The following is a 19,682-nucleotide window of genomic DNA, read 5'->3' on the forward strand; positions in this document are numbered from 1 at the left end:
GGCGCTGGTTCCGGATCGAAGGCTGCCGCTGGCAGTTTCGGCAGCGCGGCGTTCTGCTGCATACCGTCCAGCGGCCCGGCGCGCAATACGGCCCCGTCGGGATCGGGGCCGCAGCACAAGGGTCAGGCCGAGATCAGGCGGCGCGCAACGGCGTCGGCCAGCTCGTTCAGGATCAGGCAGCAGGACGTGGCCCCGGCGTCCGGCACGCCGCGCGACCGTTCACCCAGACGTGCAGCCCGGCCGAGCTTTGCCATCATATCCACGGTGCTGTCCCGGCCCGTTTCGGCAGCCTTGCTCATTGCCGTCAGCGCTTCGGAGAAGCCATTGGCCTTTGTGGCGTCGAACGCGTCGACCGCAGGCACGAAGCAGTCGATGAGGGTCTTGTCCCCGACCTGTGCCGATCCTGTGGTACGCACCCCGTCCAGCCCTGCCTGCATCATGGCGGCAAAACCCTCGGCGTCGATGGCATCGCGCCCAGCGATGGACAGCGCCATGTTCTGGAACATGAAGCCGTAGAGTGGCCCCATGGAACCGCCGATTTCCGACATCAACACGTCGGAGAGCTGTTCCAGCGCCTTGTCCAGTGGCATGACCTGTCCGGCGATGCGTTCGGCGGCACGGCCAAAGCCCTTGGCCATGTTGATGCCGTGATCGCCGTCTCCGATCAGCCCGTCGATCTCTGACAGATGCGCCTTGTTGGCGACGATAACCGCGGCCATGTCCTCGACGATGCCGGAGGCCTCCGCCAGCGGCAAGATCGGCGTTGTGGTCGGTTCGGGGGCGCGGGGCACCTTGGCCGATGCCGCGCCGGCGGTGGCCGTGCGCGTGCGGCGTGTGACCTGGCCCACAGGGGCCGTCGGTGCGCCAGTCACCACCATACCGGGCGAGGCGCATTCGACGTCGATCAATGTCTTCAGCTCATCGTCAAGTGCCATCACCGACAAGGTCGCGCCGATCATTTCCAGAGAGGTGAAGTAATTGCCGACAAAAGCGCGGTGCACGCGAAGGCCGGCCGCCTCCAGCCCGGTTTCGAGGCGGTCATAGAGCACATAGAGCTCATTGATCGGCGTCGCGCCAAGCCCGGACACCAATACGACCACTTCGGTGCCCTCGGGCAGGTCGTGATCGTCCAGCACGATCTTGAGCATGTCGTCGGCCACGTCATCTGCGGCTTTCAATGGCTCGACCCGGGTGCCGGGTTCTCCGTGGTGGCCGATGCCGACCTCCATGGTGCCCGGTGCGATCTGGAAATTCGGATGCCCGACGGCGGGCAGGGTGCAGGGGCCAAGGCCAACGCCCACGGAGCGGGTTGCATCCACCGCCCGTTGCGAAACGGCGATCACCTCGTCCAGCGACCCGCCAAGCGCCGCCTTTGCGCCGCCGATCTTCCACATGAAGATTTCGCCCGCCACGCCGCGCCGCTTTTCGCGGTCGGTCAGGGGAGCCGAGCACACGTCGTCATTCGCCACGACGGTCGACACCTCGATGCCTTCGGGGGTGACCATCTCTTTGGCCATGCGGACATTCATGTTGTCGCCGGCGTAGTTCCCGTAAAGCACCGCAACACCTGCGCCACCATCTGCTGCGCGGATCGCATCGGCAAAGCTCTTTGCCGTGGGAGAGGAAAACAGCTCCCCGACTGCGACGGCGTCCACCATGTTGCGCCCGGTGTAGCCGATGAAGGCCGGTTCATGCCCGGAGCCACCGCCGGTGACGATGCCGACCTTGCCCTCCTGGGGGGCAAAGCGCGAGGTCACCACGCGGGCATTCATCGGGTCTTTCTGCACGAGGTCGCGATGCGCCTTCACAAAGCCTGCAACGGTTTCATCCACCAGATCATCCGGATCGTTGATGAAGCGCTGCATTTCCTTGCCAGTGCCGGGCGTGCCTGTCTGATCCGTCATCATTTCACCGTATATCCGCCGTCGACCAAAAGGTCGGCTCCGTTGATCATCGCCGCCGCACCGGAGGCGAGAAAGACTGCTGATGCCGCGATTTCCTCCGGCTCGGCAAAGCGGCCCACCGGGATCTGCGCCTTCATGGCGTCGCCCTTGGGGCCATCCCAGGCTTTCTTGCCCAGTTCGGTCAGAACGACCGTGGGGGAAATCGAATTGACTGTGATCCCATGTCCGCCCCATTCCAGCGCGAGCGTCTTTGTCACGCCAATGATGCCGAATTTGGAGGCGCAATAGGCGACGTGCCCGTCGATGGCGACGGAGCCGGCCTGGCTGGCGAGGTTGATGATGCGCCCGCCGTTGCCGGCGGCGATCATCACGCGGCCCACGGCCTGGGCCATCAGGAAGCTGCCGGTCAGGTTCACGTCGATGGTGCGCGACCATGCGGAGCCGGACAGGTCTTCGGCGGGGGCAAGGTCCACGATCCCGGCAGAGTTCACCAGAATGTCGATACCGCCGAACGCGGTTTTCACATCCGAAACGGCCGTCGCAATGCTGTCGGCGTCGGTCACGTTGCAGGCAAAGGCCCGCGCCTCACCGTCCAGCGTGTCCGCCTTGGACTGCGCCGCGTCGAGGTTCATGTCCAGCAACGCCACACGCGCGCCGCAGGCGGCAAACGCCTCGGCAATGGCGGCCCCGATGCCCGAGGCGGCGCCCGTCACGATGGCGGTCTTGCCCGCAAGTGAGAAATCGATGGGTCCAGACATGTCATGTCCTTTCAGGAGGGGGGGGAGGTGCGTCCGCAGCCACGCGCCCTGAACGTCGGGCTGCGGGAGGTCGCCCCGGCGTGGGGAGCATCACGCCGGGGCCGTCTTGGGTCTGGCTTACTGGCGCTCGGCCAGCAGCTTGTCGACGTTCTCGCCAGTCACCGGGGTCCACGGAACCTGGTAGAGGCTTTCGGCACCGTCAGCCCAGTCCAGCTCGGGGTAATCAGCCCAGAGCGAGGATTGCGGCTCGTAATCGGGCATCACTGCCTTGATTGCCACGTCGATGGCGCCTTGCGCCTGACCGGTCGCATCCTGCAGGATCGAGTCCATCTCGCCGCGTTTCACTGCGTTGAGCGCGTCGGTCACACCGTCCACGCCGGCAATGGAGAACTCGGACAGGTCCATGCCAGCAGCCTTGATCGCCTCGATCGCGCCAAGCGCCATCTCGTCGTTCTGTGCGATCACGCCCTTGATGTCGGACCCATGCGAGGTCAGCCAGTTTTCCATCAGGCTCTGCGCTTCGGCGCGGGACCAGTTGCCGGTCTGACGTTCGAGGATCTTGACGTCCGGGCATTCGGCCAGCGCCTGTTCGTTGCCCTCGCCACGCTGGATCTCACCGGACTGGCCGATCGGGCCTTCGATGATGACAACGTCGCCTTCGCAGTTCATCTTGTCGAGAACGGCCTTGGCTTCCATGTAGCCGGCCTTCACGTCGTTCGAGCCGACGTAGGAGGTCAGCAGATCGCTGTTCACCCGCGCGTTGGAGCCGACGACAGGAATGCCTTCCTCGTGGGCGAGCTCGACTGCGGTGGCGCCCGCTTCGATGTCCATCGGGACAAAGACGATGGCGTCAAAGCCTTGGGTGATCATGGTTTCGAACTGGTCCTGCTGGACCAACGCGTCATAGCGGCCGTCGAAGACGGTCAGGTCGACGAGGCCAGAGGTCACTGCAGGGTGTTGCTGGGCGGCGTTGGCCCACAGCTGCATGAACTCGGCGTTGAGCCCGTAAACGGTCGCGCCGATCTTGACCTTGTCGTCCTGCGCGCTTGCGCCGGTGGCCAACGACAGGGTCAGCGCCATGGCACTTGCGGTGGTTGTGAAAGTCTTGAACGTCATGTGGTTTCCTCCTTGGTGACGATCTTGGAGCCGCCCCGGACATGCTCCTCCGGTCGGGTGGCTGCGCCACCCTCGCGTCCGGGGTAATTCTTGAAGGGTCAGGGTTGTCAGTCTTCTGTCTTGCGGGAGCGGTCGAGCATGACCGCCGCGACGATCAGCGCGCCTTTGATGACCTGTTGGTAGTAGGATTCCACGCCCAGCAGATCGAGCCCGTTGTTCATGACGCCGATCAGCAGGGCACCAATCACGGTGCCGCTGACCCGGCCAATTCCGCCCGCCAGGCTGGTGCCGCCGATGACGACCGCCGCGATGGCGTCAAGCTCGTAGGCGACGCCAGCCTGCGGCAGTGCCGACCCGGTGCGTGCCGCAAGAACCATGCCCGCGATGCCAGCCAAGGCACCCGAGATGACGTAGACTGAAAACCGGATGCGGTTGACCGAGATGCCGGAGACCTTGGTGGCGTGCGGATTGCCGCCCGCCGCGTAGACATGGCGGCCAAACCGTGTCCGTGTCAGCACGAAATGCGAGACGGCAAAGACCAGCGCGAACAGGATAATCGGCAGGGGAATGCCCGCGATGTCGCCCGTTCCGATCCAGCGGAAGCCGTCTGTCAGCGCCGGGATCGGGCGCCCGTCGGAATAGATCAACGTCAATCCACGCGCAGCCGACAGCATCCCGAGCGTCGCGACAAACGCGGGCACCGCGTAGCGCGCCACCGCAAGGCCCGAAATTGCACCGACTGCCATGCCCGTGACCACGCCGATGATCAGCGGGATGGCGGCCATGTAGGGAGTGCCGGGAATGAAGGCCGAGGAGGACGTGGTGGCAAAGCTGGCGGCGACCACGCCGGACAGCGCCACGACCGACCCCACGGACAGGTCGATGCCGCGGGTCAGGATCACGAAGGTCATGCCGATGGCAAGGATCCCGTTGATCGAGGTCTGCCTCAGCACGTTGATGATGTTGCGCGAGCTCAGGAAGTTCTCGCTGACGATTGCCAGCGCCACGCAAAGCACCAGCAGCGCGATCAGAATGCCGTATCGCTGCGCAATTGGGCCAATCCGGTCCGTCATCGTCGGCTTTTGCTCGGTGCCGGCCCCGGCGGGGGCTTCGGCCTTCATCTGCTGTTCCACGTCAATTCTCCCTGTGGGGTTTGCACGTCGCCTGTCCTGCGCGGGGGCTCAAAGCGTCCCCGGCTCAGCGCGTCAGACGGCGAGGTGCAGCAATCCTTCGGCCGACATCTCGGCCCGGTTCAGTTCACCGGCCACGCGCCCGTCGCGCATGACAACGGCTCGGTCAGCCATGCCCAGCACCTCGTCCGTTTCGGAGGACACCATGATGATGGTGCCGCCGTTGCGGGCGAAGTCGGACATGACCCGGTAGATTTCGCGCTTGGCCCCGACGTCGACGCCGCGAGTGGGTTCGTCCAGCAGCAGAATGTCTGGCTCGGTCAGGAACCACTTGCCCAGAACGACCTTTTGCTGGTTGCCGCCGGACAGGTTCGACACGCCGAGCCGGTCCGTCGCCGTCTTGATGTTCAAAGTGTCGATCATCTGCTCGGCTGCCTCTGCCTCGGCGCGGCCGTTCATCACGAAGCGCGGCGACATGGCGTCAAGCGTCGCAAGGCAGAGGTTGTCGCGGACGTCCCCTGACAGCACCAGCCCAGACCCCTTGCGGTCCTCCGTGACGTAGGCCAGGCCTGCGTCGATCGCCTGCCGGGGGGTCGTAATGTTCACCGGCTTACCGTCGATCAGGATCTCCCCCGTCGTTTCCGACGACAGACCAAAGAGACGGTCGAATATTTCGGACCGCCCTGAACCGAGCAGACCGTAAAGCGCCAGGATCTCACCGCGTTTTACCGAAAAATCCACCTCGGCCACGCCATGCGCTGCGGACAGGTTGCGCACGCTCAGCGCGACTTCGGTTTCCGGGGTGTTTTCCTTGATAAATTCTTCGGCGAGGGGGCGGCCGACGATCAGGTTGATCAGCCGGTCCTTGTCGATATCGCTCAGATTGCCATCCTCGACATAGGCGCCGTCGCGGAACACCGTGTAGCTGTCACAGATGGTAAAGATCTCGGACAGGCGGTGGCTGACGTAGATCACGCCCTTGCCACGGGCCTTGAGGGTGCGCACCGCCTCGAACAGCTGGTCGGCTTCTGCTTCGCCCAGGGCCGATGTGGGTTCGTCCATGATGATGACTTCGGCGTCATAGCTCAGGGCCTTGGCGATCTCGACCAGCTGGGTCTGCGCTACGGTGAGGTCCATCATCATGGTGTCGGCGCGGATCCCGAAATGGAAGCCATCGAGCAGCGCCTGCGCATCGGCATTCATCTTGCGGAAGTCGACGCGCCCGAGGAAACCGACAGGCTCGCGTCCGAGATAGATGTTCTCGGCCACGGTCATGGCCGGAACGGGGCTTAGCTCTTGCTCAATGATGGAAATGCCATTGGTCAGTGCTTCCGATGGATCGTTGAACATCACTTCGGACCCGTTGCGCAAAAGCATCCCGCCATCGCGCTGGTGGATGCCCATGAGAATCTTCAGAAAAGTCGATTTGCCTGCGCCATTACCGCCGCACAGCGCGTGTACGGAGCCCGGCTCCAGTCGAAAGCGGCCGTCCTTGAGGGCTGGTACGCCATTGAAGGCTTTCTTGAAGCCATCGGCCACGAGCAGTGGTTGTTGCATCTTGTACTCCCTGTCTGCTGTCTGTGCCCGGCGAGCGTCTGACTTTTGTCAGGCCGCTCCTTCCATTAGGTAAGCTACCTAAGTTCTGACATTTGTCAAAAAGTTTTTTACAAAGTTCAAGTTCCGGGTTTCCGTGGTGCCGTGACGCAGGTTGCGGCCAATGCCAAGACGTCTCGACATTGAGTGAGGCAGGGCCTTGCTGGTCAAATCAGGCTTGAGAGGTGTTCAATTTTGATTCCCTGGTGCGGCGATCAGCTTTTGGGTGTGCTGGAGGGGTCGCCAATTTTGAGGATGTCGACGAACGCGTCGGGGCGCACTTGGCCGGGCTTCGGCGGGCGCCTGTCCGAGACGAGCCTTCAATCAAGCAGTTCTGCAAGGCAAAGCGGCTCTGGCGACCTTTGATATATCAGCGCAACTACCTGCGAGCTTTGGAGACCGAATCAAAGCCGATGGCAGGCATCAGGACAAGAATGCCCCATTTCGACGGCCATCGCTTGCACTCAGGTTTTGGCGGCAGGCTGCCAGTAGTGGTCTACGGTTGAGAGTTGACAAAACCCAACCCGATCAGCAGGCGCAATGAGGAGCCGGATTTACACCAAATCTTGTCCAAATGATGCTCGCTGGCTCAGAGGGGGCTTTTCGATACGGAGGCCGGTCTGTTGCCCTTTTCGGTTGGGCCATCTATATGCCGTGTGTAGAAACAGAAAAACCAACCCGCTTTTTTACGGCTTGGCAGCATGTCCCAACCACATAGTGAACACAATGCCGGGCGGATTTCCAATCTTTACTGATATAATTAAGGCCTGTCGATCGACATACGGGGCGCGCCGTTCTGAGCGGCATAGCCACCTCGCTAGCGACGCCGCCATTTCGCACTTCCAGATTGTGAAATTTGCGCAAAGAGATGGCGATTTCGTTTCGTTCTGCCAAAGTTGCCCGAACAGATCTACACCGGTGTTTCCGGAGCCGTGATCCTCTGTCGCGTATATGAAGCGCGCCTTCGCAACACGGCAAGCATCGGCTCTTTCTACCATATTTGGCAGCAGGACGGACGCTGCGGGAGATAAGATTGCCCGCCCAAAGTCATGCGAGATGAGCGCTTGCGTGCTATCTACTATTTTGTACGGAAACTCTGGACGCGCGGTGCCAAATATTACGCCCGACGAAGTGTATTTCGGCGACGCCCACTTGACTATGCCGTGCGATTTAACGTGGACGATTGGATGCACAGCCTCAAGGCTGTTGACGAGCGCATCGCCGCAGGAGATCTAGATCACGAAGCTGCCGAAATGGTGCTTCGCGGTGCACTGAAGGTCGACCTCATGGCCTTGGTGAAGGCCAAGTTTTTCGGGATGGCCTGAAACCGAAGGAGATACGCTTCCCTGTTCCTCAGGCGGAAGAAGAAGGTCAGTGCCAAGGTTATACCTGTTGATGCCGACCCGCACCGGACCGAGGGTAACCAAATGTGTCAAATCGCGCGTTATCTGAATTCCAGTTTATTCGTTTGCTGCAATTTTGTATTCTGTCTCGACCACATCAATGTCGAAAATCGAAATTGCGTCAGACAGTGATACGCTGTTCTTAGACAACTCAGTTGTGACGCTTGCTGTCTCGCCTACCATCGCGGCGTTTTGTTGCGTCACTCTGTCGAGTTGCGAAACCGCAGTATTAATTTCCGTCAATGTAGAGGTTTGCTCTTGGAGGCCGGTTACCACAGTTCCGATCCGTTCGCTTATCAGCTCAACACCGCGGAAAATCGCTTCCAAATCGCTGCGAGCCTTTTTGACCAGATCGGCTCCTTCCTGAACGTGCTCAGTGCTTTGACCTATAAGAGATTTGATTTCCTGGGCAGAGGCGGCTGACCTTTGGGCCAGCTGTCGCACCTCGGAAGCAACGACGGCGAAGCCTCGGCCTGCCTCTCCTGCGCGTGCGGCTTCAACGCCGGCATTCAATGCCAATAGGTTGGTTTGGAATGCAATATCATCAATCACCGAGATGATTTCGGATATGGATTCGGAAGAGTTCTCAATCCTGGTCATGGCATCAGTAACGTCGTTTACGACTTTGCTGCTATCTTCCGCCGCCACTCTGGTCGTCTGCGCCTCTTTTCCGACTTCCTGCGCATAATTCGACGCGGACCTCGAATGGTTGCTCAACTCTTCCACAGCAGCTGCCGTTTGTTCCAAGGTGGCTGCCTGAGTTTCTGTGCGCCGTGACAGATCTGAAGTATTTGATGTTATTTGCTGTGACATCGCATCAATCAAACTGGCGACATTTTGAACCCGTACGATCAAGGTCGAAACGCTTTCGACCGCGGAGTTGAAGCTGTCAGCCACCTCTCTCATACGATCTTGTGACGGCAGGTTGATGCGATGTCTCAAATTCCCGTTGCTCAGGGCTTCGAGTCCCTTGGAAATCGCATGGATTGCTTCCCGTTGCTTGGTAATTTCGGTAGCAATTTTAGTAACTTGCACGACTTTGCCCGCTTTGTCGAAGACCGGAGCGTAAGTTGCCGAAAGCCAGATGACCTTGTCATCTTTTGTCACTCTTGGAAATTCATCTGTGAAGAATTCGCCGTCTCGAAGTTTTTGCCAGAAGTCTTGGTAGGCTTGAGTTTCTCTGAATTTCCTCTGCACGAAAACGCTGTGGTGCAGGCCGACGACCTCTTCGGTGGTGTAGCCGAGTGCATCAACAAAAAGATTATTCGCTGCAAGGACGATGCCGTCTGGCGAGAAGTGAATAACGGCTTGTGTGCGCTCTACAATTTGGAAGATAGCTTCCTGGGCCCCTATGGTTTGATCACCCTGGGAAGCCGTCTGATGTCGAAACCACATGCTGTTCTCCTGCCTAATCGCAGTCGGTAATAGGGGCAAAAAGCGTACAAACCTTTAATGTCCGATGGCCTTGTTGTGGGACAGAACCTTGGCGCTGTGCAGCGCAGTGGCATCAGTTTCGCCGATCGGTCCCGGTAACTGGGCACGGAAACGCACCCACAATTGGCAGTCACGTCGTTGAAAGGGTCTTCTCAAGCGTTCAAGATCTCCCGCGTTCTTCGGAAAGGCGCCCGGCGACGTTCTTGGGACGCGCGCAATTTGATCGAAGAGTGCCAGCGAAAGCCTGATTGTACCCCGAATGTCTTGCCGAAATTAAGGTTCCATCGTGGAACTTTTCAAGTTCGTAAAATGAACTTTTGTCACGCATCGGGGGGGCCTAAGGTGATCTTCAGAAACGGATGAGGCATACGGCACGACATGAAAGATACGGCGGACACGTTGAAGTTGCACCAAGGGTTGGCCCGAGCTTTGGCTTCCCACGGGACGACCCACCTCTACGGCCTCGTCGGAGATGCCAACCTGTTCATGGTGGACGCCTACGTTGATGCAGAGCTTGGCCGCTATGTCGCCTGCACGCACGAGGCCAACGCCGTTCTGGCGGCCATTGGCTTTGCGCAAGCGACGGGGCGCACCGGCGTGGCAACGATCACGCACGGACCGGCGCTGACAAATGTGATCACGGCCTTGGCCGAGGCGGCGCGAGGCGGCATCCCTCTTGTCGTGCTCTGCGGTGACACGGCCCCCGGTGACCTTCAGCACTTGCAGAAGATCGACCAGCGTGAGGTCGTGGCAAGCACCGGCGCTGTCTTTATCGAGATGCGCAGCCCGGCCACCGCAATCGAGGATCTGGATCGCGCGTTTCGCATCGCGGCGCACCGCCGGTGCCCCGTTGTCTACAACATGCGGGTCGATTTGATGTGGAATGACATTGCCGCGACCGGAACGACCGTTGCGGTGCCTGACTGCGCAATGGCACCTGCCTCGGGCGAGCCGCTGGAAGACGCAGCCGGGATGCTGGCTTCGGCCCGTCGCCCCCTGATCCTTGCGGGCCGTGGGGCCGCTACCCCACAGGCCCGCGCGGCGCTGATCGCACTGGCGGCACGGATCGAAGCCCCACTGGCTACCACGCTGAAGGCACAAGGCTTGTTCCACGGCGAGCCCTTCAACATCGGCATCTGCGGCGGGCTCAGTCATCCGACGGCCGTTGACGTCATCATGCAATCGGACTGCATCCTCGCCTTTGGCGCGAGCCTGAGCAAGCACACCACCGAAGAGCGCGCCTATACCAAGGGAAAGCGCGTGGTTCAGATCCTCCCGGATGTGCAGGAGACGCCCCGACTTGATACAGCGACCCTGCGCCTGATCGGTGATCTCGCCGGCACCGCGACCGCGCTCACAGAGCTTCTGGACATGGCCGAAATTCCCGGGTCGGGGGTCACCGACCCGGACCTTGCCGAACGCCTGCGCACCGAAGCCACAGATTTTGCCAGGGTGCCGACGGCGGCCAAGACCGCGCCGGGTACGGTAGACATGGCGCCTGCACTGCGCCGTTTGCATCAGGCCCTGCCCGAGGACCGGGTGCTTGTCGCCGACCTCGGACGGTTCGTCACAAGCGCATGGCGCAATCTTCCGGTCACCCGGCCGCAGGACCTTGTCTACACGTCACATTTCGGTGCCATCGGCTGCGGGCTGGGTGAAGCGATCGGAGCAGCGACCTCGATTGATGATCGCCCGACCGTGCTGGTGGCTGGCGATGGTGGCTTCACCCTGTCGGGTCTGAGCGAACTTGTAACGGCTGTCCGGGAAAAGGCCGACCTGATCGTGATCCTGTGCAACGATGGCAGCTACGGTGCCGAGCATGTGCAGTTCACCAACCGCAAGATGGACCCGGAGCTGTCGATGATTGCCCGGATCGATTTTGCCACGACCTGTGCAACGCTGGGCTTCGCGACGGTGCGCGTCACCGATGACGCCACCCTTGATACGGCCTGCACTGCCATCGCCGAACGCGATGGCCCCGTCTTGATCGACCTGCGTCTCGACCCCACGATGATCGAAATGTAGGGCGGCCCCGAAATCCCGCTGCGCAGTGGGGTTCTCGGGCGGTTGCGGCCTTCCTTCCCCGGGTACGCAACCGCCCATGCTATAAAAAAACCAACAGGAGTTACTTTCATGGCCTTCACAAGACGCAACTTCCTAAAGACCTCGGTCGGGGCCGCGGCTCTCGGCGCGATCGGTGCCCCGGCCTTCGCCCAGTCCGACACGTTTATTGTGAATATGTTCGGCGGCCGCTGGGAAAACGACTGGCGCCAGCACGTGATGCCGAAGTTCGCCGAGCAGATCGGCAAGGACTTCGATCTCGACATCGGGCTTGGGATGGCCTGGATCTCCAACTTCCGCGCAGCCGGTCCGGACAACCCCCCGTTCCCGGCGGTCATGCTGAACGAAAAATACACCGCGATGATCCGCAACGAGGGCTATTTCGCGGAGCTTACGCCCGAAAATGTGCCGAACATGGCCGACGTGATCGAGCCCGCGATCCTGAAAGGCAACACCGCCGTCACCGGTATGCTGGCGCCGCTGGTCATTGCCTACCGCACCGACCTCGTGTCCGAGCCGCCCAAAGGCTGGGCCGACCTCTGGGACGAGCGTTTCAAGGGGCAGCTGGGCCTCTACAAGATCACCAACTCCGCCGCGACCATGATGGCGATGTGGGCCGGTGAGCACTTCGGCTCGGGCCGCGACGACATCGAAACGGCCGTGGCGAAATTCAAGGAGCTGGGTCCGTTTCCGCAGATCGGCTATTCCGCACAGCTCACCCCGCTGCTGTCGCAGGGCCAGGTGGCCGTGGCACCGATCGACCTTGGCGAGGTCAAGGCGATGCAAGAGGCCGGCATCCCACTCGACTACGTTGTGCCGGAAGAGGGCATGCTGGTGTTCGACCACTCCTTCTCTGTGTTCAAGAACAGCCCCGACAAGCAGCTTGGCTTCGACTACATCAACTTCGTCTTGTCGCCGGAAATCCAGCTCTGGATGGCTGAAAACTGGCTCATCGCGCCGGTCAACAAGACCGTGGAGCTGCCCGAGGAACTTCAGAAGTGGCCCCTCCAGCCCGAAGTGGTCAGCCAGGCCATCCGGTTTGACTGGGACGAGACGCTCGCCATCATGCCGGGCTTGAACGACCTCTGGGAACGGACGATCTGAGTTATGGCGACGGTTGAAGTCAGGGATCTGCGCAAGCGGTATCAGGATTTCCTCGCACTCGACGGGGTGTCTCTGAAGGCCGAGAGTGGCCAGCTGGTGACCCTCCTGGGGCCGTCAGGTTGCGGCAAGAGCACCACCTTGCGGTGCCTTGCAGGCTTTCTCGAGGCGAATGGTGGGGAAATCACGGTAGACGGGGAGTCCATCCTCGGGACCCCGGCCAACCGTCGCGGTTTCGGCGTGGTCTTTCAGAACTATGCTCTCTTCCCGCACATGACCGTAGCCGAGAACATCGGCTACGGTTTGAAAATCCAGAAGCTGCCCAAACCGGAGATCACCACACGGGTGCACGACGCGATGAAGCTGGTGCGCCTCGACGGTCTCGGGGATCGGTTGCCGCGCGCCATCTCGGGTGGTCAGCAGCAGCGGGTGGCGCTGGCGCGTGCCCTGGTTTTGAAACCCAAGCTGCTCCTGCTCGACGAGCCGCTGGCCAACCTGGATGCGCGCCTGCGTGACGAGGTGCGCTGGCTGATCCGCGACTTGCAGCAGCAGTCCGGCATCACCGCGTTCTACGTGACCCACGACCAGTCCGAGGCGATGGCCATGTCGGACATGGTGGCCGTGATGAAGGCGGGGCGTGTGGCGCAATTCGCGACCCCGCGCGAAATCTACCAGAAGCCGGTGGAACGCTACGTCGCCGACTTCACCGGCGAGGCAAACTTCATCCCATGCCAGTCGGTGACACCGCATGGAGAGGGCCGCTATACCATCTCCGCCGCAGGGGTCACGCTGGAATTGGCGGGTGTCCCGGGCATCACCGGCCCCGCCGAGTTGCTGCTGCGTCCCGAGGCACTTTCGTTGACCACGCCCGAGGCGGGCACCTTCCGCGGAACGGTCACGAAATCAGCCTTCCTCGGTGCGGCGCTGCATTGCGAGATCACGCTTAACGATGGATCGGTGCTGAAGCTGGCCGCCGAGCCGAACCACCATGTGGTGGCCGGCAAAGAGGTGGGCATTGCTATCGACCACACCCACGCCTGGTTGATGCCAGAGGTCACGCCATGACCCTGCGCAATCCGAAACTTCTGCTGGCCATCCCGGCCATCGCGCTGATCTTCGTCTTCATGATCCTGCCGATCACGAACATGGTTGAGATGAGCTTTCGCACCCCCGGTGAATCGGCGCCCTTCGGCGACGATTTCACCATGATGCATTACGACCGCATCCTGAGCGACGGCTACTACTGGGCCGTGCTCGGGCGGTCGCTGCTGACCGCTGGCGTGGTGGCGGTGCTGTGTCTGATGGTCAGCTATCCCATCGCGTGGCACATGTCGAAGGCCACGGGCATGAAGGCGGTCTTCCTCTATGCCTGCATCGCGTCCCCGCTCATGACCGGGGTGCTGGTGCGCAACTTCGGCTGGATGATCGCCGCCGCGCTGAACGGCCCGCTGAACGAGGTGTTGCTCGGTTTGGGGATCATCGAGAGGCCGCTGCGGCTGTTGTTCACCCAAGGGTTGGTGATTTTGGCCTTGGTGCACGTCTTCGTGCCCTTCATGGTTCTGCCGATCAACAATGCACTTCGCAACATTTCTCCGACGCTGGTCGAGGCGTCCTCCTCTATGGGCGCCAGCCGCCGAGAGGTGTTCCGTGACATCATACTGCCGCTGAGCTTCCCCGGCATCTATCCCGGCATGATCCTTGTCTACGTGCTTGCCGTGGCGGCCTACGTGACCCCCGCGCTGCTGGGCGGACAGATGGTCAGCTACATGCCGACGCTCATCATCGGTGAACTCACCGGCACCTTCCAATGGCCCTTCGGCTCCGCGCTGGCCATCGTGCTGTCGCTCTCGAGCATCCTTGTCGTGGTGCTGTTTACCGCGCTCACGTCACGTCTCATGGAAAGGTCCAAGGCATGAGCGAAATGTCCAACACCTTCCCCCACCAGAAGCCGGTGAACATCGGCTTCGGCATCCTGATCGTGCTGCTCTATGTTTTCCTGATGGCACCGCTGGTGATGATCATCGGTGCGTCTTTCACCAACGGGCTGATGATCGAGTTTCCGCCGCAGGGCATCTCTCTGCGCTGGTATTTCGAGTTCTTTGACCGTCAGGACCTGGTGGACGGGCTGCTGATGTCTCTGCGCATCGGTGCGGTGACGGCTGTGGTGACCATGACCGTCGCGATGATGGCGGCCATGGCGGGCCAGGTCATCAGCGGCCGCCTGTCGGGCTGGTACCAGCTTGGCATGACCCTGCCGCTGCTGGTGCCCGAGCTGCTGACCGCCGTCGGGCTGCTGTTCTTCCTCTACAAGATCCAGATGGCAAAGACCGTTATGGGTCTGCAGATGGGGCACATCCTGATGTCCTTTCCCTATGCCTACGTGTCGATCGCCGCGGCGATGCGGCAGGTGCCGGACGCGCTGGAGGAAGCCTCGCAAAGCCTTGGCGCAACGGGCTGGCAAACCTTCCGGCTGGTGATCCTGCCGCTGGTGATGCCGGGTCTGGCGATGGGAGGGATCTTCGCCTTCATCAACAGCTTTGATCTCTACACCATCTCGCTGTTGCTCAAGCCGCTCGGGGGCAACACCCTGCCGCTCGCGCTGTTCGACTTCCTCACCTACGAGTTCAAGCCCACCGCTGCAGCCGCCGCGACCCTGTCGATCCTGCTGTCGATCCTTGGCGTGGCCCTTGTGCAGAAACTCGTCGGCTTGCAACGCGCGTTCTGATCCCTCGGGGTCAGGAGCCTCCCTGTCACGAAAGAAAACCCCCATGCCATATCCGTCGGCACGCCCCCGTCTTCTCTATCAACTCGCCAGTCCGCTGCACCGCACCGCCGGCGACGCGGTGGTGTCCCGTCGGCTGGAGATGCTTCGCGCTTGGGCGCCCTCGGCAGAGGTGTCGATCAACTCCCCCGAAATCGGCCCGAGCGCCATCGAAAGCACGGCAGACGCGGCGATGGTGTTTCCGGCGCTGTTCTCTGCGGCGGGGGATTGGGCGGACAAGCATGACGCGGTCATCATCGGCTGCTTCAGCGATCCTGCCGTGGACGCCCTGACCGAAGTGTCGGGCCTGCCCGTTATCGGCCCGGGGGAGGCCGGCATGCTGGCCGCCGTACAACTGGGCGAGCGCTTCGCGGTGCTGTCGTCGGATCCGACACCCAAGGGCCTGCGACGCCGCATCCGGGGCATCGGCATCGAGGGCAACTTCGTCGGTGAGGTCACGGTGGGCGGCTCTGTCGCCGATCTCAACCGCGATCCCGACACCCACCTGCCCGCCATCGTCGAGCGCGCCCGTTCCTGCGTGGCGCAGGGCGCCGACGTGCTTGTGCTGGGCTGCTTCGCGCTGTCCTTCATCCCGGGCCTGCCAGAGCGGCTGGCCGAGGCGGTCGGTGTGCCGGTCGTCAACCCGGTGATCGCCGGGCTCAAAGCCGCCGAGGCGGCCGTACTTTACCGCGCGGGCCTGCCGCGCCCGAACCTACGGAGCGCATGATGTCCTTGCAGCACTCTCCCGAAGCCTTCCAGTCGCTGGTCGACACGGCCCGCTTCCAACGCAGCCGCCGCATTCCGATCCCCGATTTCGCCTATCCCGACGGCGTGAAGATCGCGGTGAACTTCACCCTCGATTTCGACGCCATGCTGCTGCGCCGCCTCCTGAACGAGCCCTGGGGGCAGAAAGCCAAGGGCGAATTCGGCGGCCGCACCGGTGTCTGGCGCATCATGGAGATGTTCGACGAAGAGGACGTGAAGGTCACGCTCTTCACCCCCGGCCGCATCTGCGAACTGTACCCGGAGGTGCTGAAGGAGGTGGTGAAGAACGGCCACGAGCTGGCCGATCACATGTGGGAACACGAGGTGTATCCCGACCCGCAGATCGAGGACGCCCACCTGACCCGTACCCTCGCCGCGCTGAGTGCCGTGCAAGGCGCACCGATCACCGGCACACGGTCGAGCCACACGCCGGGGCTGCTGAAGTCGAAGGGCGTGGTCTACAACTCCTTCACCTCCGCGCATGACATGCCGTTCTACGAGCTGGACAAGGACGGCGCGAACCCGATCCTGCAACTGCCCTTCCACTACGCGCTCGACGACGCGATGTATTTCAGCTTCGGCTGGCTCGACACGCCGAACGATGCGCAGCGCGTGATGGATGTGGACGAAGTGTTCGAGATCTGGTGGGCCGCCTTCCTCCAGCAGTACAAGCAAGGCGGTTACGTCAACTTCCTGCTGCACCCTTTCGTGTCGGGCCACGCCATGCGGGTCGACATGATCCAGCGGCTGATCCAGCGCATGAAGACCCTGCCGGGCGTCTGGTTCCCGACCTGCGACGCGCTGGCCCAGCATATCCTGACAAACCACCCGATGCCGGAGGCGAAGTAAGCCATGCCTTGGAAAGATCACTATACCACCTCCGACGAGATCGGCATCCGCGACAGCGCCATTCGCTGGCCCGAGGGGCAGCAGATGGCCCTTGGCCTGACGGTGAACCTCAACCCCGCCAGCGCGGGCAAGGGCATCACCGCCAAGGACCTCGCCTACCCGACATGGCATTACGGGCTGAACGAAGGGCTGGACCGCTTCCTGGCACTCTTTGCCGAGCTGAACATCCGCGCCACCTTTGCCACCCCCGCCGTCGTGGCAGAGGCCTACCCGGACGTGATCGAGCGTATCTTGGGCGCAGGACACGAGATCGCCGCACAAGGCCTTTACGGTGAGGATCCCGCGCTGCTGGATGCGGGCGTCGAGGCCGGGCATATGGACCGCGCGACCGAGGTGCTGACCCGCGCCACCGGCAGCGCGCCCAAGGGCTGGTTCGCGCTCTCGCGTCCCGACGATCGCGCGGCGACCGGCTGCGCCACGGATGATACCGTCGGCCTGCTGAAGGCGCGCGGCTACGCCTATATCGGCAACGGGCTCGCGGATGATGCGCCCTATTACTGGGTCTCGGACCCCGCAAAGCAAGAGGCGCTGCTGGCGCTGCCCTACTACTACCATTTCGACGACACGTTCTTCCTGATGTTCCCGCGCGAAGGCACCGGCCTGGAGCGCCCGCAAGCGCTGCTGAACAACTGGCGGGCGGAGTTCCGGGCGCAATATCGTCGCGGCCGTTACTTCAACCTGTGCGTTTCTCCGGCGCGGTCAGGCTGGGGGCATCGCTTCGACAATCTCGCCACAGTGCTGCGCGAGGCGATGGCACATCCCGGCGTCTGGGCCGCCACCGGCGCCGAGATCGCCGCGCATTGGCAAACCGTGCAGCCCGCCGAGAGCAGCCTGAAGCTCGCCCCGAGCATCTGGCAAGACTATGCCGACAGCCTGAGCTGAGCCATGAACAGCGAAGACATCCTCAAGGGCCTCATGGCCTGGGTCGAGATTGACACCCCCACCGGCGACGTCGCAGGCATCGGTAGGCAGATCGACCTCATCCAGTCGCAACTGGAACCGTTGGGCTGCACCATCGAGCGCGTTCTTGGCCGTGACGGTATGGGCGACCACCTCGTCGCGCGCTTTGCCGGGGGCGATGGCCCGGGCGTGCTGGTGACAAGCCATATCGACACGGTCTGCGCCCCCGGCAGCGTCGACATCCGACGCGACGGCGACCGCCAGTACGGGCCAGGCATCGCCGACATGAAGGGCGGCGGCTACCTTGCGCTTTGTGCCATGCGCGACATCGTCGCCTCGGGCACCGCGCTGCCCGGTCCGGTGACGCTGATCTACAACTCCGACGAGGAAATCGGTTCACCCACCTCGCACGAATTGATCCAGGCCGAGGCGTGCAAGATGGGCGCAGCGCTCATCCCCGAGCCCGCGCGCGGTGACGAGGCGATCACCTTCCGCAAAGGCCGCGCGAAGTACACGTTGGAATTCCACGGTCGCGAAAGCCACGCTGGCTCGGCCTTTGCCGACGGGCGCTCGGCGATCCTGCAGATGGCGCGCACCATTGGCGTGCTTGAGGGCATGACCGATCTGCAAACCGAAACCACCGTCAATGTGGGCCGGGTTCGCGGTGGCACCGAGCCAAATGTGGTCGCTGGTCACGCCGCCTGCGACATTGACGTGCGCTTTGCCGATGATGCGCTTGGCTTCGCCGTCGAGGAGGCGCTGAAGGTTCTGAAATCGGACGACCCTGAGGTGCAGATCACCCTGTCTGGCGAAATCGAGAAACCCAGCCTTGCTCGCACCCCCGAAACCCTCGCCATGCTGGCTAGGGCAGGGGAGATCAACGCGGGCCTCGGCGCGCCGATGATCGAGACCCGCTCCGGCGGTGGCAGTGACGGCAACTTCACCTGTGCCGCTGGGGTGCCGACGCTCGACGGGCTCGGCGCGATTGGCAACAACTGGCATTCGCCACAGGAGCACATCCTCGTGGAGCCGCTGGCGCGCCGCATGGCGCTGCTGCGTGACCTCATTCTGACCTACGCGGGCACGCGCCCAACCGGAGACAACTCATGAAACCAAGTTTCGGACAAACCCGCTCCGACATTCGACGCAACCACGCGCTGCTGACCCCGGAAAGCCATGAGTGGATCACCCAGCCCGACTGGCCCGGTGCGGAGCTGGCATTCCTGATCAGCCCCGACATGGGCGCCAAATTCGCCATGGCGCTGGTGCGCACGTCGGATGGTCTGTCAGGGATCGCGCCCGCCGCAGAGGGCGTTGCCCGCTTCATCTTCGTTCTGGAAGGTCGCGTCAGCGCCTCCACCGGGCAGACGCTGGAGGCCGAAGGTTATGCCTTGCTGCCGCCCGATGACACGGCCAAGCTGACCGCCCCTGCCGCCACGCGTTTCGTTCTGTTCGAGTGGCGCTTCCTCCCGCGCGGCGAACTGCCTGAGCCGATCTTTGGGTCGGTGTCCGAAATCGACGGCACCCCCCTGCGCGGCGACGACTGGCTGATGGTGCAGAAAATGTTGCCGACCGACGCGGGGTTCGATGGCGAGTTCAACATCATGAACTTTCACCCCGGCGCCTCTCTCGCCTACGTCGAGACTCACTTCATGGAACATGGTTTGCTGATGCTCGACGGCGGTGGCGTCTACCGGCTGGATAACGAATGGTATCCGGTGGGCGCAGGCGACGCCATCTGGATGGGACCGCATGTGCCGCAATGGTTCGGGGCCTTGGGCCGCACCCCGTCGCGCTACCTCATTTACAAGAACTACAACAGGTCGCCGCTGGCACAACGATGAGCG

At 62.3% G+C, this 19,682-nt stretch carries 17 protein-coding genes; 11 read left to right on the forward strand and 6 right to left on the reverse strand.

Going from position 1 to position 19,682, the window contains the following annotated elements; all coding sequences use genetic code 11:
- Positions 1-122: 122 nt before the first annotated feature.
- The 5 genes from dhaL to GGQ68_RS13670 form a co-directional block, all read right to left on the reverse strand.
- Complete coding sequence (gene dhaL / locus GGQ68_RS13650; RefSeq protein ID WP_221235591.1) at positions 123-1,907, reverse strand: dihydroxyacetone kinase subunit DhaL; 1,785 nt, start codon at positions 1,905-1,907, stop codon at positions 123-125.
- The gene (locus GGQ68_RS13655) at positions 1,904-2,662 is read right to left on the reverse strand and encodes a GolD/DthD family dehydrogenase (protein WP_183966885.1); all 759 of its coding nucleotides are present in this window, start codon (positions 2,660-2,662) and stop codon (positions 1,904-1,906) included. The genes dhaL and GGQ68_RS13655 overlap by 4 nt, the downstream gene beginning before the upstream one ends.
- A gap of 117 nt (positions 2,663-2,779) precedes the next feature.
- Complete coding sequence (locus tag GGQ68_RS13660; RefSeq protein ID WP_183966887.1) at positions 2,780-3,778, reverse strand: substrate-binding domain-containing protein; 999 nt, start codon at positions 3,776-3,778, stop codon at positions 2,780-2,782.
- Positions 3,779-3,885: 107 nt separating this feature from the next.
- Positions 3,886-4,911, reverse strand: a complete 1,026-nt coding sequence (locus GGQ68_RS13665) for an ABC transporter permease subunit (protein WP_221235592.1) — start codon at positions 4,909-4,911, stop codon at positions 3,886-3,888.
- 72 nt (positions 4,912-4,983) lie between these two features.
- On the reverse strand, positions 4,984-6,465 hold the full coding sequence (locus GGQ68_RS13670; protein ID WP_183966889.1) for a sugar ABC transporter ATP-binding protein: 1,482 nt from the start codon (positions 6,463-6,465) through the stop codon (positions 4,984-4,986).
- Between the two features lie 1,223 nt (positions 6,466-7,688).
- On the opposite strand from GGQ68_RS13670, the gene GGQ68_RS13675 reads away from it, so the two are divergent.
- Positions 7,689-7,826: a hypothetical protein gene (locus tag GGQ68_RS13675; RefSeq protein WP_183966891.1), complete on the forward strand. Its 138-nt coding sequence runs from the start codon at positions 7,689-7,691 to the stop codon at positions 7,824-7,826.
- A gap of 135 nt (positions 7,827-7,961) precedes the next feature.
- Here GGQ68_RS13675 and GGQ68_RS13680 read toward each other — a convergent pair whose 3' ends face one another.
- The gene (locus GGQ68_RS13680) at positions 7,962-9,299 is read right to left on the reverse strand and encodes a methyl-accepting chemotaxis protein (RefSeq protein ID WP_183966893.1); all 1,338 of its coding nucleotides are present in this window, start codon (positions 9,297-9,299) and stop codon (positions 7,962-7,964) included.
- A gap of 417 nt (positions 9,300-9,716) precedes the next feature.
- Here GGQ68_RS13680 and GGQ68_RS13685 point away from each other — a divergent pair, with 417 nt between their 5' ends.
- The 10 genes from GGQ68_RS13685 (at position 9,717) to allE (ending at position 19,679) form a co-directional block, all read left to right on the forward strand.
- Positions 9,717-11,363, forward strand: coding sequence for a thiamine pyrophosphate-binding protein (locus GGQ68_RS13685; protein ID WP_183966895.1), 1,647 nt, complete (start codon positions 9,717-9,719; stop codon positions 11,361-11,363).
- A 108-nt stretch (positions 11,364-11,471) separates the two neighbouring features.
- Positions 11,472-12,503, forward strand: a complete 1,032-nt coding sequence (locus GGQ68_RS13690; RefSeq protein ID WP_183966897.1) for an ABC transporter substrate-binding protein — start codon at positions 11,472-11,474, stop codon at positions 12,501-12,503.
- A 3-nt stretch (positions 12,504-12,506) separates the two neighbouring features.
- Positions 12,507-13,565, forward strand: coding sequence for an ABC transporter ATP-binding protein (locus GGQ68_RS13695; RefSeq protein WP_183966899.1), 1,059 nt, complete (start codon positions 12,507-12,509; stop codon positions 13,563-13,565).
- The gene (locus GGQ68_RS13700) at positions 13,562-14,416 is read left to right on the forward strand and encodes an ABC transporter permease (protein ID WP_183966902.1); all 855 of its coding nucleotides are present in this window, start codon (positions 13,562-13,564) and stop codon (positions 14,414-14,416) included. The genes GGQ68_RS13695 and GGQ68_RS13700 overlap by 4 nt, the downstream gene beginning before the upstream one ends.
- Positions 14,413-15,225 carry an ABC transporter permease gene (locus tag GGQ68_RS13705; protein ID WP_183966904.1) on the forward strand — a complete coding sequence of 271 codons (813 nt, stop codon included), beginning with the start codon at positions 14,413-14,415 and terminating at the stop codon, positions 15,223-15,225. The genes GGQ68_RS13700 and GGQ68_RS13705 overlap by 4 nt, the downstream gene beginning before the upstream one ends.
- A gap of 43 nt (positions 15,226-15,268) precedes the next feature.
- Positions 15,269-15,988, forward strand: coding sequence for an aspartate/glutamate racemase family protein (locus tag GGQ68_RS13710; protein WP_183966906.1), 720 nt, complete (start codon positions 15,269-15,271; stop codon positions 15,986-15,988).
- Complete coding sequence (locus GGQ68_RS13715) at positions 15,988-16,875, forward strand: polysaccharide deacetylase family protein (RefSeq protein WP_246429367.1); 888 nt, start codon at positions 15,988-15,990, stop codon at positions 16,873-16,875. Before GGQ68_RS13710 ends, GGQ68_RS13715 begins: the two co-directional genes overlap by 1 nt.
- 3 nt (positions 16,876-16,878) lie before the next feature.
- On the forward strand, positions 16,879-17,817 hold the full coding sequence (locus GGQ68_RS13720) for a polysaccharide deacetylase family protein (protein WP_183966910.1): 939 nt from the start codon (positions 16,879-16,881) through the stop codon (positions 17,815-17,817).
- Positions 17,818-17,820: 3 nt separating this feature from the next.
- The gene (locus GGQ68_RS13725; protein WP_183966912.1) at positions 17,821-18,945 is read left to right on the forward strand and encodes a M20 family metallopeptidase; all 1,125 of its coding nucleotides are present in this window, start codon (positions 17,821-17,823) and stop codon (positions 18,943-18,945) included.
- Complete coding sequence (gene allE / locus GGQ68_RS13730) at positions 18,942-19,679, forward strand: (S)-ureidoglycine aminohydrolase (protein ID WP_183966914.1); 738 nt, start codon at positions 18,942-18,944, stop codon at positions 19,677-19,679. Before GGQ68_RS13725 ends, allE begins: the two co-directional genes overlap by 4 nt.
- Positions 19,680-19,682: the final 3 nt, after the last annotated feature.

The organism is Sagittula marina, from assembly GCF_014196795.1.
GTDB classification, from domain to species: domain Bacteria; phylum Pseudomonadota; class Alphaproteobacteria; order Rhodobacterales; family Rhodobacteraceae; genus Sagittula; species Sagittula marina.

Excerpts from the sequence above, each read along its gene's own strand:
- GGQ68_RS13705 (WP_183966904.1), top strand. The coding sequence starts at position 14,413 with ATGAGCGAAATGTCCAACACCTTCCCCCACCAGAAGCCGGTGAACATC.
- allE (WP_183966914.1), top strand. The coding sequence starts at position 18,942 with ATGAAACCAAGTTTCGGACAAACCCGCTCCGACATTCGACGCAACCAC.
- GGQ68_RS13680 (WP_183966893.1), bottom strand. The coding sequence starts at position 9,299 with ATGTGGTTTCGACATCAGACGGCTTCCCAGGGTGATCAAACCATAGGG.
- GGQ68_RS13670 (WP_183966889.1), bottom strand. The coding sequence starts at position 6,465 with ATGCAACAACCACTGCTCGTGGCCGATGGCTTCAAGAAAGCCTTCAAT.
- GGQ68_RS13655 (WP_183966885.1), bottom strand. The coding sequence starts at position 2,662 with ATGTCTGGACCCATCGATTTCTCACTTGCGGGCAAGACCGCCATCGTG.
- GGQ68_RS13710 (WP_183966906.1), top strand. The coding sequence starts at position 15,269 with ATGCCATATCCGTCGGCACGCCCCCGTCTTCTCTATCAACTCGCCAGT.
- GGQ68_RS13685 (WP_183966895.1), top strand. The coding sequence starts at position 9,717 with ATGAAAGATACGGCGGACACGTTGAAGTTGCACCAAGGGTTGGCCCGA.
- GGQ68_RS13715 (WP_246429367.1), top strand. The coding sequence starts at position 15,988 with ATGTCCTTGCAGCACTCTCCCGAAGCCTTCCAGTCGCTGGTCGACACG.
- dhaL (WP_221235591.1), bottom strand. The coding sequence starts at position 1,907 with ATGATGACGGATCAGACAGGCACGCCCGGCACTGGCAAGGAAATGCAG.
- GGQ68_RS13725 (WP_183966912.1), top strand. The coding sequence starts at position 17,821 with ATGAACAGCGAAGACATCCTCAAGGGCCTCATGGCCTGGGTCGAGATT.
- GGQ68_RS13690 (WP_183966897.1), top strand. The coding sequence starts at position 11,472 with ATGGCCTTCACAAGACGCAACTTCCTAAAGACCTCGGTCGGGGCCGCG.
- GGQ68_RS13660 (WP_183966887.1), bottom strand. The coding sequence starts at position 3,778 with ATGACGTTCAAGACTTTCACAACCACCGCAAGTGCCATGGCGCTGACC.
- GGQ68_RS13720 (WP_183966910.1), top strand. The coding sequence starts at position 16,879 with ATGCCTTGGAAAGATCACTATACCACCTCCGACGAGATCGGCATCCGC.
- GGQ68_RS13700 (WP_183966902.1), top strand. The coding sequence starts at position 13,562 with ATGACCCTGCGCAATCCGAAACTTCTGCTGGCCATCCCGGCCATCGCG.
- GGQ68_RS13695 (WP_183966899.1), top strand. The coding sequence starts at position 12,507 with ATGGCGACGGTTGAAGTCAGGGATCTGCGCAAGCGGTATCAGGATTTC.
- GGQ68_RS13675 (WP_183966891.1), top strand. The coding sequence starts at position 7,689 with ATGCACAGCCTCAAGGCTGTTGACGAGCGCATCGCCGCAGGAGATCTA.